The following is a 15,537-nucleotide window of genomic DNA, read 5'->3' as shown; positions in this document are numbered from 1 at the left end:
CCCAGACCGCCCGGGTCAGCGACGGCCGGTACCGAAGACTCCCCGGATGACGCTGTTGATGATCGTGGTGGTCGTCTTCGACCCGAGCACCTGCTCGAGCACACTCTTCTCCTGGCGGCGGCTGGTGCGGCTGGTGCCGGCGGTCTTCTTCAGCAGCCGGTCGTACTCGGCCTGCGCCTTCTTCTCTGCGGCGGCCTTCGCCTTGTCGATCGCCGCCTGCTGCTTGGCGTACTCGGCGTCGACCTTCGCCTTCTCCAGCGCTGCCTCTTCTGCGGCGGCCGCTTCGGCGGCGGCGTTCATCTTCGCCGTCAGCACCTCGCGCGCCGACTCGCGGTCGATTGCGGTGCCGTACTTCGGCTGCAACGGCGAGGATGCCACGGCCGCATCGATCGCGGCATCCGGCGTCGGCGACATCAGCCCGAGCGGTGCGCGCAGGCGCGTCCAGGCAACCGGCGTCGGCGCGCCCTTCTCACTCATGACGGTGACGATCGCCTCACCCGTGCCGAGCTCCTGCAGGACGCGCTCGAGGTCGTAGCCGCTCTTCGGGTACGTGCCGACGGTCGCCTTCAGCGCCTTCGCGTCATCGGGCGTGAACGCGCGCAACTGGTGCTGCACGCGCGAACCGAGCTGGGCGAGCACATCCGATGGGACGTCCTTCGGGGTCTGCGTGACGAAGAAGACGCCGACGCCCTTCGAGCGGATGAGCCGGACGGTCTGCACGATCGCGGAGAGGAAGTCCTTCGACGCGTCCTTGAACAGCAGGTGCGCCTCGTCGAAGAAGAACACGAGCTTCGGTTTGTCGAGGTCACCGACCTCGGGCAGCATCTCGAACAGCTCGGCGAGCAGATACATGAGGAACGTCGAGAACAGCGCGGGCTTGTCGGCGACGCCGGGCACCTCGAGCAGCGAGATGATGCCGCGCCCATCGGGTGCCGAGCGCAGGAAGTCCTTCACGTCGAACTCGGGTTCGCCGAAGAAGACGTCGGCGCCGTCGTCGGCGAAGGTGATGAGCTCGCGGAGGATGACGCCCGCCGTCGCCGACGACAGGCCGCCGAGGCTTTTGAGCTCCTCCTTGCCGTCGTCGCTCGTGAGGTAGGTGAGCACGGCGCGCAGGTCGGAGAGGTCGACGAGGGCGAGTCCGTTCTCGTCGGCGTAGTGGAAGACGAGCCCGAGGCTCGACTCCTGCGTGTCGTTGAGGCCGAGCACCTTGCTCAGCAGCAGCGGACCGAAGCCCGATACGGTGGCGCGGACGGGCACGCCCTTGCCGATGCCGCCGAGGGCGAAGTACTCCGTCGCGGATGCCTCGGGCTTCCAGTCCTGGCCGATGCCCCTCGTGCGGGCCAGCAGCTTCTCGCTCGGCTCCCCCGGCGTCGCGACACCCGACAGGTCGCCCTTAATGTCGGCGGCGAACACGGGCACGCCCTTCGCGGCGAGCTGCTCGGCGAGCCCCTGCAGCGTGCGGGTCTTGCCGGTGCCGGTGGCGCCGGCGACGAGGCCGTGGCGGTTGGTCATCGCGAGCGGGATGCGGATCTGCACGGCCGGGTCGGGTGCGCCGTTGACGAGTGCGCCGAGGTCGAGGGTGGCGGCGTCGAACGCGTAGCCGGCCGCGACCTTGGCGACCTCCTCGGCATCCAGCGGGGCGTCGGGGCCGGGCTCGGCGGGCTGTGCGGGCTCTGCCGGCGTCTCGGGAACAGGAGAACTCTCGGTGACAGGAGCTTCTGCGGCGGCATCGTCCTGTTCCGGTGATTTCTCCTGCGTTGCGGATGCCGCATCCGCCGGTGCTGCGACGTCTGCGGCCGGTGAGGTCTCCTCCGCCGGCGCGGCGCCGCCGGCAGCCTTCGCCTTCGCAGCCGCTGCCTCTGCGGCGGCCAGCGCGGCCTTGGCCTGCGCGGCTTTGAGCTGGGCCTCGGCGGCTGCGGCTTCTGCGCGCAGCCGCGCGAGTTCTGCTTCGGCTGCGGCGACGGCGGGGTCGGGCGACTCTGACGCGGTCATGCCGCTCAGCCTACTCAGCGCCGCCCGTCCCGTTCATCCGTGCCGACGGGTTGATCCGCGCGACGTGCACCGGCACTTCGGCGCGAACGAATCCACAGCGAACCCGCTCACGTGCGGCGCTCGTGGCGGACCGGCAGCAGGCGCAGGCGTGCCCGACCGCTCAGCAGCATCGGGAATCGGAACCCGATGGGGCCCTCATAGAACCGCTGTGCCTGCGACGTCAGCAGCAGCGCACCGGACTCGTCGACGTCGAGGTCGAGATCGACCGCGAGGTGAAGGTCTCGACGTAGATGCCGCGCCGGTGCGGCCGCGTCACTCCGTGGCCTCGTCCGCGCGCGCCTGCAGCAGCGCGCGTTCGCGTTCACGGATGAGGGGCACCGTGAACGCGCCGGCGACCACGAGCGCCATGCCGACGCCGACGAGCGTGCCGCCGACCGTGTCGCTGAACCAGTGCGCGTGCACCTGCGTGCGGCTGAAAGCCATCAGGAGCGTCCACGCGGCACCGACGATCGCGACCCACACCCGCGGAAAGAGCAGCACCGCGAGGGCTGCGATCGTCGCCGCATTGGCCGTATGCCCTGACGGGAATGACCCGTGGTCGCTGATGACGAGCATGTCTTCGGGGCGCGCGCGACCGAAGATCGTCTTGAGCACCTGCACGGCCGCGGCGCTGAGCGCCGACGCGACCACGAACATGAGGCCCGACCAGGGGCGGCGGATCAGCACGAGCAGCGCGGCACCCGCCAGCGGCACGACGTACGTGGCGAACCACCCGCCGCCGACGAAGTTCATGAACAGCGAGATGTCGCTGAGCACCGGCGCGAACAGGTTGACGAACCCGTTCCACCACACGTCGACGTCGATCGGGTCGGCTTCGAGGGCGATGAGCACCCCCAGCACGACCGCCGCGAACACGAGGCCCGCACCGACGACGGCGCACCGCAGCCCGATCGAGATCTCTTCATCAGTCACCCGGGCAGTCATCGCCCCATTGTGCCCCACCGGCGCGATCAGGGCGCGAGGCGCTCCACGGTGCGCGGTCGCACGACGAGCCACAGCGACAGCACGGCGATCACCGCACAGCCGACCATGACCGTCGCCATCGTGGTCGCGGTGATCTCCGAACCTTCCGCGAGCGCACCGACGAGCGGGGTCACGAGGCCCGCGACGCCGAAGTTGACGGCGCCGATGACGGATGCCGCGGTGCCCGCCGCCTTTCCGTGACGATCCAGCGCCAGGACCTGCACGTTCGGGAAGGTGAACCCGCAGGCGGTCATGAACAGGAACAGCGGCACGATCGTGCCCCACAGGCCGAGGTCGAGCTGGTCGGTCACGATGATCGCGGTCGCGAAGACCACGAGCGCGGCGGTCGAGCACGCCAGCACCCATTGCGGACCGAAACGCGCCGCGAGGCGGGATGCCGTCTGCACGCCGATCACGAGCCCGACCGAGTTCGCGGCGAACAGCAGGCCGTACTGCTGCGGATCGAAGCCGTAGGTCTCCTGGAACAGGAACGACGAAGCCGACAGGTACGAGAACAGGCCAGAGAAGGTCATGCCGCCGATGATGAGCACGCCGACGAACACGCGGTCGCGGAAGACGCTGCGGTAGCGCTGCAGCACCGTCGTCGAACCTTTCTCCTGACGGCGGGCCGCCGGCAGGGTTTCGGGCACGAGGAAGATCGCGGCCAGCAGCATCACGACGCCGTACACGGCGAGCACGACGAAGATGCCGCGCCAGGGCATGACGGTCAGCAGCGCCGATCCGATGAGGGGCGCGACGACCGGCGCGACCCCGGAGACGAGCGCGAGTCGGCTGAGCATGACCACGAGACGACGACCACCGAACAGGTCGCGCACGACCGCCATCGCGACGACCCCGCCGGCCGCGGCGCCCATGCCCATGAGCACGCGTGCCGCCGTGAGCAGTTCGAGGCTCGGCGCGAGCGCGGCGGCGAGACTGGCGAGCACGTGGACGGCGGTGACCGTCAGCAGTGGCACGCGGCGACCGACCTTGTCACTGAGGGGACCGACGATCAACTGCCCGAGCGCGAAGCCGATCATGGTGCCGGTGAGGGTCAGCTGGATCGCGGCCGCGGTGGTGTGGAAGTCCTCCTGCAGCACGGGGAAGGCGGGCAGGTACAGGTCGACGGTGAACGGGCCCAACGCGGTCAGCGCGCCGAGCAGGATGATGTAGACGACGCGACGCGACGTGGGGATCGCGTCGCCGGGGTGGAGCACGATCGGTGCGGTGGCCGGGTCCGCTCCGAGGGTGCGGATGGCGCCGGTCGCGGTCGATGCTCGTCGGGCGGGCTGCTGAGTGGGGATGGAGGCGGTGTCGCGCACGGGATCCAGACGGTGTTGCTTCGAGTGGTGCCGCCGGCGAATCTCGAATCGATTCGAGCCGACACTTCGAGTCTAGCCCGCCTCCCAGCCTCCTGCCTGGGCGCCCGCATAGGATGGAGGCAATCCCACGTCGCCGGCTTCAGACCGGCCCTCCCGAAGCGAGATCACCTGCAATGACCCCGACTTCCGACAAGCGCAACAGCGGCAACCCTGCCACGCAGGCGCAGATCAACCTCACCGTCAAGCAGCAGCGCGAGGCGCAGAAGCAGGCGAAGCTCGCCGAGTACCAGCGCCAGCTCGCCAAGCGCAAGCGCAGCAAGCTCGTCTGGTGGATCGTCGGCATCACCGCCGCGATCGTGATCATCGGGCTCATCGTGGCATCCATCGTCTTCGCGCCGAAGCCCCCCGCCCAGTACACCGAGGGCGGCGACGGCACCGAGATCACCGGTGTCGAGACCTTCACGAACGAGACGTTGCACGTCGAGGGCACGGTCGACTACGCGCAGACGCCCCCGGCCGGCGGTCCGCACGCCAACGCATGGCTCAACTGCGGCATCTACTCTGAGCCGCAGACCAACGAGAATGCCGTCCATTCGCTCGAGCACGGCGCCGTCTGGGTCACCTACGACGCAGCCGCCCTCAGCGACGACGACCTCGCGACTCTCAAGAGCTTCCTGCCGAGCAGCTACGTCATCCTCTCCCCTTACGAGGGTCTGCCCACCCCGATCGTGCTGAGCGCCTGGAATGCGCAGCTGCAGATCGAAGACGCCGACGACGAGCGCATCGCGCAGTTCTTCGAGGAGTACTGGCGCAACCAGAACGCGCCCGAGCCGGGAGCCCTGTGCTCGGCGGGCATCGACGGGCCCGGCAAGCAGTCGTGACCGACACCTCGCAAGGCGAGCCGTCGACGCAGCGCTCGCTGCCGCCGTGGTGGGCGGTGCTGCTGGTCGCCCTCGCGATCGCCGGCCTCGCGTTCGCGATCGGCCGGTTCTCGACTTTCGGGTCCGCGGCATCCGTGCCCGGCACTGACTCGGCCGAGGCGGGCTTCGCACGCGACATGCAGATCCACCACGCGCAGGCCATCGAGATGTCGATGACGATCTACCGCAAGACACAGGACGAGAACGTGCGCATGCTCTCGCATGACATCGCGACGGCGCAATCCGCCCAGCGCGGCGAGTTCTACGACTGGCTCGTCAAGTGGGGGCTTCCGCAGGGCGGCGGGCGCCTGATGGCATGGATGGATGCCGCAGACACCGGTCACGACCACGGCGGCACCGCCGAGGACCCCGCGAGCGATGAAGAGCTCATGGCATCAATGGGCATGGCGAGCACCGACGAGCTCGCCCAACTCGACGCTGCGACCGGCACCGAAGCCGACTGCCTCTACCTCGGACTCATGATCCGCCACCACGAGGGCGCGCTGCCGATGGCAGAGGCGCTGCTCGACCTCGGCAGCGAGCCGCGGGCCCTGCAGGTCGCCGACGGCATCATCGCCACGCAGTCCGCAGAGATCGATCTCATGCAGTCGTTGCGCGCCGGGCTCGCCTGCGAGGGCTGAGCCCGACGCGCACGGGCGGTCAGTCGGTGGAGCTGTCCACCGGCGTGCCCGCGTCATCGAGCACGAACGTGACCTCGAGCGTCACCTGCCACGACGTGATCTGCCCCGCGCGGATGTTGACGACGTGGTCTTTCACCCACGCACCCTCGACGCCGCGCAGCGTGTCGCCTGCGCGCTCGATCCCCTGACGGATCGCGTCTTCGAAGCTCGTCTCAGACCTCGACGTGATGGTGGTGACTCTCGCGACAGAACCCATGATGTCCTCCTCGGCTCGGGTACGGGACCATCCCCGCGTTCCCACCGAAGCGCACTCCGGCGGTGCACGACAGCCCCCTTGACAACACGGCGAACGGGCGGCATCCCGATGAGGATGCCGCCCGTTCGCGGTGTTCGGGCCGGTTCAGCCCTTCGTGGCGCCTGCCAGCAGGCCGCGTACGAAGAAGCGCTGCAGCGAGAGGAACACGATCAGCGGCACGATCAGCGCGATGAACGCACCGGCCGTGAGCAGATACCAGTCCTGGCCCCGGCTGCCGGTCATCTCGGCCAGCAGCTTCGTGATCGGCGCCACGTTGCCGTCGGCGAAGATCAAGGCCACCAGCAGGTCGTTCCACACCCACAGGAACTGGAAGATCGCAACCGAGGCGATGGCGGGGGCCGTCAGCGGCAGGATGATCCGGAAGAAGATCTGGCCGTGACCGGCGCCGTCCACACGCGCGGCCTCGATGACCTCGCCGGGGATCTCCGACACGAAGTTGTGCAGCAGGTAGATCACGAGCGGGAGACCGAAGATCGTGTGGGCGATCCACACCTGCGCGTAGCCGGCGGAGCCGAACGCTTCGATGATCGGGAACCCGAAGACCGTACCCTGCGCGAACAGCTGCAGCAGCGGGATGAGGGCCATCTGGATCGGCACGATCTGCAGCGCGAACACGCCGATGAACAGGATGTTCTTGCCGCGGAAGTCGATCCACGCGAACGCGTACGCCGCGAGCAGCGCGATACAGATCGGCAGGACGACGGCGGGGATCGTGATCGCGAACGAGTTCACGAAGGCGCCGGCCATGTCGAGCTGACTGTTGCCGGTCTGCAGCGCTGTCGCGTAGTTGTCGAGCGTGAAGCCCCAGTTGGAGAAGATCGTCCACCAGCCGGTGTCGTTGATCAGGTCTGCGGGGCGGAACGACGTGAGGAACAGTCCGAAGGTCGGCACCGTCCAGATCGCGGCGATGACGAGCGCGGCGATCGTGGCCCAGGGGGAGGTGAGCCGCTTCTTCGTGCCGGCGAGGTCACCGCCCTTGTTGCCGCGGTTGCGGCGCTTCTCGTCGACCGTGAGGGTCGCGGTTGCGGTGGCCATCAGCGGATCTCCCTCTGCTTCTTGATCTGCACGGCGTTGTACACGACGATCGGCAGCACCAGCAGGAACAGGATCAGCGCGAAAGCCGCCGAACGCCCCGCTTCGAAGCTGCGGAACTGCGTGTACATCTCATTGGCGAGCACCGACGAGTTGTTGGCACCGGCGGTCATCGTGCGGACGATGTCGAACACCTTCAGCGAGGCGATCGAGATCGTGGTCAGCACGACGATCAGCGATGGTCTGATGCCCGGCACGACGACGTTTCGGAATTTCTGCCAGCCGTTCGTGCCGTCCAGTTCTGCGGCTTCGAGCTGCTCGGTCGGCACTCCCTTGATGGCTGCCGACAGCACGACCATCGCGAAACCGGTCTGGATCCAGATGAACACCACGATGAGCCACAGGGTGTTCCACGGGTCGTCGGCGAGGAAGTTGTACGGCTGTCCGCCGAACCAGACGATCACCTGGTTCAGGAAGCCGATCTGCTCCTGGTCGGAAGGCCGCGACGTGTACATGAAGCGCCAGATGATCGACGCACCGACGAACGAGATCGCCATGGGCAGGAACACCAGGATCTTGTAGTACTTCTCACCCCGGGTCTTGTCGATGAAGTAGGCGTACGCGAGACCGGCGATCGTGGAGACGACGGGCGCGATCAGCACCCACAGGATCGTGTTGATGATGACGCGGACGTTGGCGGACTGCGTGAAGATCCACTCGAAGTTCGCGAGCCCGACGAAGGTCGTGCCGCGCGAGTTCATGAACGCCTGCGCGATCGTCTGGATCGTGGGGACGACCAGGCCGATCAGCAGCAGGATGATCGCCGGCGCGAGAAAGCCGACGAGTTGGAACATCGAGCCCGCGCCGTCGCGCGCCCGGCGGTCGAGGAAGAAGAACAGCAGACCCAGCACTGCAGCAGCAGCCATGGCCTCGTACCACGACTGGAACAGGAAGAGGACGAGCGCAGGCCCGACGATGCAGGCGATGAGCCGGATGACGGTGTACTTCGTGCCCTTGCGCGGCGCGATCTCGATGAAGAAGAGGATGAGCGCCACTGCGGCGACGAAGACGCCGACGATGACGACGATCTCCAGCCATGGGTTCAGGGTGGAGAGCCACCGGAAGAAGTCTTGGACGGACATGAGCAACCTTTCGACTGCGACGTCGGACTCGGGCGGCGCCCGTGGGGACGCCTCGGGGTGGGAAGCGGGGCCGCCCTCGAAAGGACGGCCCCGCGGGTCAATGACGGATCACTCCGACGGCCAGCCGGCCTCGATCTGTCCGAGGACGGTGTCCGTCGACGAGCCGTTGACCCAGTCGACCATGCCCTTCCAGAACGTGCCCGCACCGACAGCCGACGGCATGAGGTCGGACGCGTCGAAGCGGAACGTGGTGGTGTCGGCCTGCAGGATGCTGATGGCTTCCTTCAGGATGTTGCTCGATGCCTGCTCGGGGTCGAGACCCTTGTTGGCGCTGATGACACCGCCGAGCGCGACACGCGCGTTGGCCCAGTCGGAGCTCGAGAGGAACTCCTGCACCTTCTGCGTGGCCTCGGAGTCGTCGAACGCTGCGACGATCTCGCCACCGCCGGTGACGACAGCACCATCGCTGGAGCCGCCACCCTCGAACGGGGGCATGATGAACGCCCAGATGTCACCGTCTTCGGCAACCTCGCCACCGGCGTCGGTGATGAAGCCGTCGTAGAACGACGCCTGGTGGTGCAGCGCGCAGTCGCCGTTGACGAGAGCGGTCGCCGGGTCGCCGAAGGGCGTCGTGACGATCGACTTCACGTCACCGAAGCCGGCGTTGACGTAGTCGGGGTTCAGCGCGATCTTGCCGAACTCCTCGAACGCCGACGAGATCTGCGGGTCGGTGAAGGGCACCTCGTTGGCGACCCACTGGTCGTAGACGTCGGGGCCGGCCTGGCGCAGGACGAGGTCCTCGATCCAGTCGGTTCCCGGCCATCCGGTCGCGGCATCCGAACCGAAGCCGATGCACCAGGGCGCCTTGGCCTCATCGGCCTGGATCTGCGCGGTCAGGTCGAGCAGTCCCTGCCAGTCGGTGGGGACTTCATAGCCCTTCTCGGTGAAGTACGACGGCGAGTACCAGATCCAGCCCTTGACGCTCGCCATGAGCGGTGCGCCGTAGAGGGTGTCGTCGACCGTCGCGTAGGCGCCCCAGTCCTCGGACCAGCCCTCTTCGACGTTCGCCTTGACGGCGTCGGGGGCCTCGACGAGGTACCCGCGCGCTGCCATGTCGGCCATGAGGCCGGGCTGCGGGAAGATCGCGAGGTCGGGGGCGTTGCCACCCTGTGCACGAACCGCGATCTGCGCCTCAAACTCCTTCGACGCTTCGTACTGGATGTCGATGCCGTTCTCTTCCTCCCAGTCCGCCCAGGACTGTTCGAGCAGTTCGGCCTCGGTGTCGGCGATCGTGCCGTAGACGGTCACGACGCTGTCGCCGGTGTCCCCCGAGTCACCGTCGTTGTTGCCAGTCGATCCCGGGCCGCCACTGCAGCCCGCGAGCGCGAAGCCTGCGGCTCCGATGATTGCGATGGGTGCAAGCATTCGACGCTTTGACAGCCCCATGTGATTCCTCCTCGTTGAGTGCTCGGAAAGTTCCGCGGTGCACACCGGTCCCATAGGGAACCGATTCCAGGCCACACTATGAGAGCGGAACCATCCGCACAACCGCACGACACATCACAACCGAGTAACACTGTTTTCCTGCGGCGCATCGATGGGTGCCGGAGGATGCAACCGGTTCCAGATTCTGCACCGCATCCTGTAACGTGCGATGCGAACTCGAGGAGGAGTCCATGGCCGGCATCGCCGACGTCGCCGCACTCGCGGGCGTGTCGAAAGCGACGGCGAGCCGGGCCCTCTCCGGCAGCGGGTACGTCTCCGCCGCGACGCGGGAGCGCGTGCAGCAGGCGGCGCAGGAGTTGGGATACGTGCCGTCGACGAGCGCCGTCAGCCTGGCGACAGGACGCACCCGGAATGTCGGCGTGGTCATGCCGCGGCTGAACCGGTGGTTCTTCGCCGAGGTGCTCGAGGGCATCCAGCACGCACTCCTCGAACGAGGCATGGACCTCACCCTCTATGACGCGACGCCCGGCAGCGCCGCGCGTCGACGGATCTTCGAGGAGTTCCTCCCCCGCCGGCGGTTCGATGGGCTGATCGCCGTGGGCCTGGAACCGGCCGAAGCCGAACTCGACGCACTGCTGGCCCTCGGCAAGCCGGTCGTGAGCGTCATCGGCGCACAGGAGCGCACGAGCGTCGTCACCCTCGACGACGCGCACGCGGCATCCCTCGCCACCGCGCACCTGATCGCGCTCGGGCATCGCCAGGTGCACTTCCTCGGCGGCGGCTCCCCCCATTGGCCGCATGTGGAGGCCGCGCGCTACGGCGGCTACCTCGACCAGATGGAACGCGCCGGCCTCTCAGATCACGCGGTGCGTACGCCGTCCGAACCGTCGATGCCGGCAGGGTTCGCGGCCGCAGTCGACCTGCTCAGCGATGTCGAGCATCGACCGACGGGCATCGTGGCGGCGTGCGACGAGGTCGCGATCGGCGCGATCATCGCGGCTCGTCGTCTCGGCATCCTCGTCCCCTCGCAGCTCAGTGTGATCGGCATCGACGACCATGTCGACGCCGAGATGTTCGCGCTGACGACCCTGCGGCAGCTCCCGCGCGAGCAGGGCAAGTCGGCGGTATCGCTGCTCATGCGCCACCTCGACGATCCGGATGCAGATCCGCTCGTGATGCGACTCAAGCCACGGCTCGTCGTTCGCGGGTCGACGGGCGCGGTCGCCGGCGCCGCCTCTGCAGCGGTCATGGACAGCGGTCGCGGCCCGATCTGATGCAGACGCGACGAAGGCCCCCGGAATCAACCCGGGGGCCTTCGTGCAGAGGAACCTGAATTACTTCAGGGTCACCGAAGCGCCGGCCTCCTCGAGGGCAGCCTTCGCCTTCTCGGCGGTCTCCTTGTTGGCGCCCTCCAGGACAGCCTTGGGAGCACCGTCGACGACGGCCTTGGCCTCGCCGAGGCCGAGCGAGGTGAGCTCGCGGACGACCTTGATGACCTGGATCTTCTTGTCGCCAGCGGCCTCGAGGATGACGTCGAACGCGTCCTTCTCCTCGGCCTCTTCGGCGGGGGCACCACCGGCGGGGGCGCCGGCAGCGGCGACCGCGACGGGAGCGGCGGCGGTGACGTCGAAGGTCTCCTCGAACGCCTTCACGAACTCGGACAGCTCGATGAGCGTGAGCTCCTTGAACGCGTCGAGCAGCTCGTCAGTGCTGAGCTTTGCCATGATGATTCTCCTTGAATTGGGGTTTTGCTATGCCGGGACCCGATGTCAGGCCGCGGACTCCTGCTTCTCACGCAGCGCGTCGACCGTCCGAACGGCCTTCGACGGCAGCGCGTTGAAGACGAATGCCGCCTTGGTCATCGAGGCCTTCATCGCACCGGCGAGCTTCGCCAGCAGGACTTCACGGCTCTCGAGATCGGCGAGCTTGCTCACCTCGGCGGGCGAGAGCGCGGCACCGTCGAAGTAGCCGCCCTTGATCACCAGCAGAGGGTTAGCCTTGGCGAAGGCACGCAGGCCCTTGGCGACGGCGACAGGGTCACCGTGCACGAAGGCGATGGCGGACGGGCCCTTGAGCTCGTCATCCAGCCCCTTGACCCCGGCGTTGTTCGCCGCGATCTTGGTCAGCGTGTTCTTCACCACGGCGTATTCCGCGTCCTGACGGATGCTGTTGCGCAGCTCCTTGAGCTGGGCAACCGTCAGACCGCGGTACTCGGTCAGCAGAACGGCGGTCGAGTCCTCGAAGTTCTTCGTGAGCTCGGCGACCGTTGCTTCCTTCTGCGCCATGGCCACTCCTTATGTGTACGAGACGCTCCGCGGTGGCGGGGCGCCGGCCGAAGTCGTCGTCGCAATGAAAAAAGCTCCGGCGCAAGCGCACGGAGCTTTGGGATCCGGTCTCCCGGAAAGTTCAGTGTCACCTGCGCGGGCCCCTGCATTGCAGAGCTTCGATCGTCATGCGTTTGCACGCACGCCGATGACCGACGGTCTTTGGCTTACGCACCACTGTACCCGCCGTCGAGGCGTTCCCCAAATCGCAGACCCCGCCTTCGAAACAGGAGATCTCACCGGAACAGGACGATTCCGAGCACATGGTCCTGTCTCCGGGATTTCTCCTGGTGCGGTGACAACTGCGGTCACGGGTGTCGCACGGGATCGAGGTCGGCGGGCGCGTCTAGGCTCGATGACATGACTCCCGAACTGTCCGCGCGCATCGTCGCGGACTCACGGGATCGGGTCGCCTGGATCCGGGCGCGCTCGCGCGGGATCACCGCGACCGACGTGGCACAGCTCACGAGCGGCAAGGCGATCGGCCGGGCAGCGGATGCCAAACTCATGGGTTCCGGCTTCTCGGGCAACGCCTACACCGACCACGGCAGGCGTCGCGAGCCCGAGATCGCCGCCTGGGTGGCGGCGACCCACGGCATCCAGCCCTCTTCAGCGCTGTTCCACGCCGTCGTCGAGAAGCGTCATCTCGCGACACCCGATGGCATCGCGGTCGACGGCGGCGGCCGGGTCACGCTCGCCGAGATCAAGACGACGAACAAGTCGTGGCGTTCGGTCCCCCGCGGATACCTGCGCCAGGTGTGGTGGCAGCAGCATGTGCTGGGCGCCGAGCGGACGCTGGTCGTCTGGGAGCAGCACGACGATTTCGTGCCGGTGCACGACGAGCCGAAGTGCGCCTGGATCGATCGCGATGAGCGCGAGATCTCGAAGCTCGTGGGGCTCGCGACCGACCTGATCGACGAACTCTATCGCCGCACACAGTTGGCCAAGCGCCCTGCGGCGCCCGCGCAGCGACCGCGCGAGCCGTTCCGGGCGCTCGCGCTCGCAGACTGACGCACCGCCGCCGAATCGCGCCCGCCGGGCCGCCGACCCGGCACGCCCGGGCGAAACAAGTTGACGTGCGTCAACGTTTCCTTTATCGTTGACGCACATCAACTATTGACTTATCTCAACGATCTCGCGCGTCGCGCGGGGAGGCGGTCGCATGTCCTCCACAACTCCCGAGCACGGACCGGCCATGAAGCCGCGCCAGGTGCTCGAAGCCCTCTCCGGTCTGCTGCTCGGCATGTTCGTGTCGATGCTGGCATCCACCGTCGTCTCGACCTCTCTCCCGGTCATCGTCCACGACCTCGAGGGTGATCAGAACGCGTTCACCTGGGTCGTCACCGCGACCCTGCTGACCACGGCGATCTCGACCCCGATCTGGGGCAAACTCGCCGACCTGACCAATCGCAAGGTGCTGTACCAGGTCGCCATCCTGATCTTCGTGCTCGCGACCGCCGCCGCCGGCTTCGCTCAGGATGCGGGAACGCTCATCGCGTTCCGCGCCGTCCAGGGCCTCGGTGCGGGCGGACTCGCCGCGCTCAGCCAGGTGCTGATGGCCGACATCATCAGCCCGCGCGAGCGCGGTCGCTACATGGGCCTGTTCGGCGCGGTCATGGCGGTTGCGACCGTCGGCGGCCCGCTGCTCGGCGGCCTCATCACCGACGCATTCGGCTGGCGCTGGAACTTCTTCGTGGCGCTCCCCTTCGCAGTGGTCGCGCTCATCATGGTGCAGCTCACGCTGCGGGTGCCTGCCCGCCCCACCAAGCGCGCCCGCATCGACTACCTCGGCATCGTGCTGCTGTCAGCCGCCGTATCGCTCCTGCTCATCTGGGTCACGAGCGCCGGCACCAGCTTCGACTGGTGGAGCATCGAGACCGTACTGATGGTCGGCGGCGCACTGCTCGGCGCGATCCTGTTCGTCATCGTCGAACTGCGCGTCTCCGAGCCGCTCGTGCCGCTGTCGCTGTTCCGCAACCGCACGTTCACGCTGTCGGTCGTCGCATCGATCGCGACCGGGATCGCGATGTTCGGCGCCTCGGTGTTCCTCAGTCAGTACATGCAGCTCGCCCGCGGCGCCACGCCCACCGAGGCAGGACTCATGACGATTCCGATGATCGCCGGGCTCCTCCTCGCCTCGGTCGGGGTCGGCGGCCTCATCACCAAGTACGGACACTGGAAGCCCTACCTCGTGGTGGGCGCGGTCTCGCTGACCGCCGGGGCCTTCCTGCTCTCGACGATCCACTACGACACCGACTTCTTCCTGGTGTCGGTCTACATGTTCCTGCTCGGCGCCGGCGTCGGCATGACGATGCAGAACCTCGTGCTGATCGTCCAGAACACCACCGCCGCAGAACAGATCGGCGCGGCGAGCTCGGGCGTCACCTTCTTCCGCAGTCTGGGCGGCACCATCGGCGTATCGGTGATGGGCGCGGCGCTGGCAGCCCGCGTCACCGAACTCATGGCGGACGCTCGCGAAGCCCTCGCCACCGCGATCGCCGGCCTCGGCGCCGAAGGCGCGACCTGGGCGGATCAGCTCGGGTCGGGCACCCTCCCTCAGGTGTCGGAGATGCCCGAGGCGCTGCAGGTCATCATCGAGGACGTCTACGCCCAGGGCATCGCACACTCGTTCCTCATCGCCGTTCCGTTCGCCGTGGTGAGCCTGATCGCGATCCTGTTCCTGCCGAACGTGCCGCTCACGCGCATGACGACGACCGAGCGGATGCGGGCGAGCGAAGCCGACCTGGCGACGGTCTCGGTTCCTGAGGGGATGGACGCGCTCACCACGACTGGTTCGGTGCGCACGACCGCGGCACGAGATGATGGTCGGGATGACTGACACACTCGGCACCTCTGATGAGCGGGCTGACGCCGTGCACCTCTTGGAGGCGGAATTCGGCGAACTCGGCAACCGCTTCCGGCGACTGATGCACGAGAACGCGCAGCGGGTCAGCCCCGGAATGCTCCCCGCGGCGTACAAGGTGTTCACCACGATCGCCCGACGAGACCAGGTCACGCCCTCAGCACTCGCTGATCACATGCTCATGGACCGTGGACAGCTCAGCCGAACGCTGCGCGAGTTGGAGGAGCTCGGTCTCATCACCCGCTCCCCCGACCCCGCCGACGGACGTTCCAGCCTGCTGTCAGCGACGCCGGAAGGACACGCACGCCTCGCGGCTGCCCGCGCACCCCAGGAGGGGCTGCTGACGGACAAGCTCGCCGAGTGGAGCGTCGAAGACATCCGCAGCCTCACCCGGCTGCTGCATGCGCTGACGGCCGGCATCCAGCCTGGATCGGGTGAGCCGTCGTCGCAGTGAGATTCTCGCCGCGGTAGCACCCGCGTAACACGGGCGAGACACGAACACGGTTGACTGGTGCC

General features: G+C 67.6%; 16 protein-coding genes. 6 read left to right on the top strand and 10 right to left on the bottom strand.

Going from position 1 to position 15,537, the window contains the following annotated elements; translation table 11 throughout:
- Nucleotides 1-15: 15 nt before the first annotated feature.
- From AC3ENX_RS00740 to AC3ENX_RS00725, 4 genes are all read right to left on the bottom strand, one after another.
- Entirely contained in the window at nucleotides 16-1,992 is a 1,977-nt protein-coding gene (locus tag AC3ENX_RS00740) for a helicase HerA-like domain-containing protein (RefSeq protein ID WP_434809932.1), read from the bottom strand.
- Nucleotides 1,993-2,099: 107 nt separating this feature from the next.
- On the bottom strand, nucleotides 2,100-2,357 hold the full coding sequence (locus tag AC3ENX_RS00735; protein WP_434809931.1) for a DUF4166 domain-containing protein: 258 nt from the start codon (nucleotides 2,355-2,357) through the stop codon (nucleotides 2,100-2,102).
- Nucleotides 2,305-2,976 carry a phosphatase PAP2 family protein gene (locus AC3ENX_RS00730; RefSeq protein WP_434809930.1) on the bottom strand — a complete coding sequence of 224 codons (672 nt, stop codon included), beginning with the start codon at nucleotides 2,974-2,976 and terminating at the stop codon, nucleotides 2,305-2,307. The genes AC3ENX_RS00735 and AC3ENX_RS00730 overlap by 53 nt, the downstream gene beginning before the upstream one ends.
- Nucleotides 2,977-3,002: 26 nt before the next feature.
- Nucleotides 3,003-4,337, bottom strand: coding sequence for a multidrug effflux MFS transporter (locus AC3ENX_RS00725; protein WP_434809929.1), 1,335 nt, complete (start codon nucleotides 4,335-4,337; stop codon nucleotides 3,003-3,005).
- Between the two features lie 173 nt (nucleotides 4,338-4,510).
- Here AC3ENX_RS00725 and AC3ENX_RS00720 point away from each other — a divergent pair, with 173 nt between their 5' ends.
- Both AC3ENX_RS00720 and AC3ENX_RS00715 read left to right on the top strand, forming a co-directional pair.
- A complete protein-coding gene (locus AC3ENX_RS00720) occupies nucleotides 4,511-5,218 on the top strand; it encodes a thioredoxin-like domain-containing protein (RefSeq protein ID WP_434809928.1) in 708 nt (235 codons plus the stop codon).
- The gene (locus tag AC3ENX_RS00715) at nucleotides 5,215-5,898 is read left to right on the top strand and encodes a DUF305 domain-containing protein (protein ID WP_434809927.1); all 684 of its coding nucleotides are present in this window, start codon (nucleotides 5,215-5,217) and stop codon (nucleotides 5,896-5,898) included. Before AC3ENX_RS00720 ends, AC3ENX_RS00715 begins: the two co-directional genes overlap by 4 nt.
- A gap of 19 nt (nucleotides 5,899-5,917) precedes the next feature.
- Here AC3ENX_RS00715 and AC3ENX_RS00710 read toward each other — a convergent pair whose 3' ends face one another.
- The 4 genes from AC3ENX_RS00710 to AC3ENX_RS00695 form a co-directional block, all read right to left on the bottom strand.
- Nucleotides 5,918-6,154 carry a dodecin family protein gene (locus AC3ENX_RS00710; RefSeq protein ID WP_434809926.1) on the bottom strand — a complete coding sequence of 79 codons (237 nt, stop codon included), beginning with the start codon at nucleotides 6,152-6,154 and terminating at the stop codon, nucleotides 5,918-5,920.
- Nucleotides 6,155-6,298: 144 nt separating this feature from the next.
- Nucleotides 6,299-7,249 (bottom strand): carbohydrate ABC transporter permease, encoded by a 951-nt coding sequence (locus AC3ENX_RS00705; RefSeq protein ID WP_434809925.1) that lies wholly within the window; start codon nucleotides 7,247-7,249, stop codon nucleotides 6,299-6,301.
- The gene (locus tag AC3ENX_RS00700; RefSeq protein WP_434809924.1) at nucleotides 7,249-8,388 is read right to left on the bottom strand and encodes a carbohydrate ABC transporter permease; all 1,140 of its coding nucleotides are present in this window, start codon (nucleotides 8,386-8,388) and stop codon (nucleotides 7,249-7,251) included. The genes AC3ENX_RS00705 and AC3ENX_RS00700 overlap by 1 nt, the downstream gene beginning before the upstream one ends.
- Nucleotides 8,389-8,496: 108 nt before the next feature.
- Nucleotides 8,497-9,834: an ABC transporter substrate-binding protein gene (locus tag AC3ENX_RS00695; protein ID WP_434809923.1), complete on the bottom strand. Its 1,338-nt coding sequence runs from the start codon at nucleotides 9,832-9,834 to the stop codon at nucleotides 8,497-8,499.
- Between the two features lie 230 nt (nucleotides 9,835-10,064).
- Here AC3ENX_RS00695 and AC3ENX_RS00690 point away from each other — a divergent pair, with 230 nt between their 5' ends.
- Nucleotides 10,065-11,108: a LacI family DNA-binding transcriptional regulator gene (locus AC3ENX_RS00690; RefSeq protein WP_434809922.1), complete on the top strand. Its 1,044-nt coding sequence runs from the start codon at nucleotides 10,065-10,067 to the stop codon at nucleotides 11,106-11,108.
- Between the two features lie 60 nt (nucleotides 11,109-11,168).
- Here the strand turns inward: AC3ENX_RS00690 and rplL are convergent, their stop codons facing one another.
- Together rplL and rplJ are read right to left on the bottom strand one after the other, a co-directional pair.
- A complete protein-coding gene (gene rplL / locus AC3ENX_RS00685) occupies nucleotides 11,169-11,558 on the bottom strand; it encodes a 50S ribosomal protein L7/L12 (protein ID WP_434809921.1) in 390 nt (129 codons plus the stop codon).
- A gap of 45 nt (nucleotides 11,559-11,603) precedes the next feature.
- A complete protein-coding gene (rplJ, locus tag AC3ENX_RS00680) occupies nucleotides 11,604-12,119 on the bottom strand; it encodes a 50S ribosomal protein L10 (RefSeq protein WP_434809920.1) in 516 nt (171 codons plus the stop codon).
- 399 nt (nucleotides 12,120-12,518) lie between these two features.
- Between rplJ and AC3ENX_RS00675 the strand changes: the two genes are divergently transcribed.
- From AC3ENX_RS00675 to AC3ENX_RS00665, 3 genes are all read left to right on the top strand, one after another.
- Nucleotides 12,519-13,169 carry a YqaJ viral recombinase family protein gene (locus tag AC3ENX_RS00675; protein WP_434809919.1) on the top strand — a complete coding sequence of 217 codons (651 nt, stop codon included), beginning with the start codon at nucleotides 12,519-12,521 and terminating at the stop codon, nucleotides 13,167-13,169.
- Between the two features lie 151 nt (nucleotides 13,170-13,320).
- Nucleotides 13,321-14,997, top strand: a complete 1,677-nt coding sequence (locus AC3ENX_RS00670) for an MDR family MFS transporter (RefSeq protein WP_434809918.1) — start codon at nucleotides 13,321-13,323, stop codon at nucleotides 14,995-14,997.
- Entirely contained in the window at nucleotides 14,990-15,475 is a 486-nt protein-coding gene (locus tag AC3ENX_RS00665) for a MarR family winged helix-turn-helix transcriptional regulator (protein ID WP_434809917.1), read from the top strand. Before AC3ENX_RS00670 ends, AC3ENX_RS00665 begins: the two co-directional genes overlap by 8 nt.
- Nucleotides 15,476-15,537: the final 62 nt, after the last annotated feature.

The sequence above is a fragment of the Microbacterium sp. bgisy189 genome (genome assembly GCF_057707225.1).
The sequence above is the reverse complement of the archived record's forward strand: the minus strand, read 5'-3'. Positions and strand labels throughout refer to the sequence as shown.

Coding starts and splice junctions, on each gene's coding strand:
- rplL (WP_434809921.1), bottom strand. CDS start 11,558: ATGGCAAAGCTCAGCACTGACGAGCTGCTCGACGCGTTCAAGGAGCTC.
- AC3ENX_RS00705 (WP_434809925.1), bottom strand. CDS start 7,249: ATGGCCACCGCAACCGCGACCCTCACGGTCGACGAGAAGCGCCGCAAC.
- AC3ENX_RS00720 (WP_434809928.1), top strand. CDS start 4,511: ATGACCCCGACTTCCGACAAGCGCAACAGCGGCAACCCTGCCACGCAG.
- AC3ENX_RS00675 (WP_434809919.1), top strand. CDS start 12,519: ATGACTCCCGAACTGTCCGCGCGCATCGTCGCGGACTCACGGGATCGG.
- AC3ENX_RS00695 (WP_434809923.1), bottom strand. CDS start 9,834: ATGGGGCTGTCAAAGCGTCGAATGCTTGCACCCATCGCAATCATCGGA.
- AC3ENX_RS00710 (WP_434809926.1), bottom strand. CDS start 6,154: ATGGGTTCTGTCGCGAGAGTCACCACCATCACGTCGAGGTCTGAGACG.
- AC3ENX_RS00730 (WP_434809930.1), bottom strand. CDS start 2,976: ATGACTGCCCGGGTGACTGATGAAGAGATCTCGATCGGGCTGCGGTGC.
- AC3ENX_RS00700 (WP_434809924.1), bottom strand. CDS start 8,388: ATGTCCGTCCAAGACTTCTTCCGGTGGCTCTCCACCCTGAACCCATGG.
- AC3ENX_RS00665 (WP_434809917.1), top strand. CDS start 14,990: ATGACTGACACACTCGGCACCTCTGATGAGCGGGCTGACGCCGTGCAC.
- AC3ENX_RS00690 (WP_434809922.1), top strand. CDS start 10,065: ATGGCCGGCATCGCCGACGTCGCCGCACTCGCGGGCGTGTCGAAAGCG.
- AC3ENX_RS00740 (WP_434809932.1), bottom strand. CDS start 1,992: ATGACCGCGTCAGAGTCGCCCGACCCCGCCGTCGCCGCAGCCGAAGCA.
- AC3ENX_RS00670 (WP_434809918.1), top strand. CDS start 13,321: ATGTCCTCCACAACTCCCGAGCACGGACCGGCCATGAAGCCGCGCCAG.
- rplJ (WP_434809920.1), bottom strand. CDS start 12,119: ATGGCGCAGAAGGAAGCAACGGTCGCCGAGCTCACGAAGAACTTCGAG.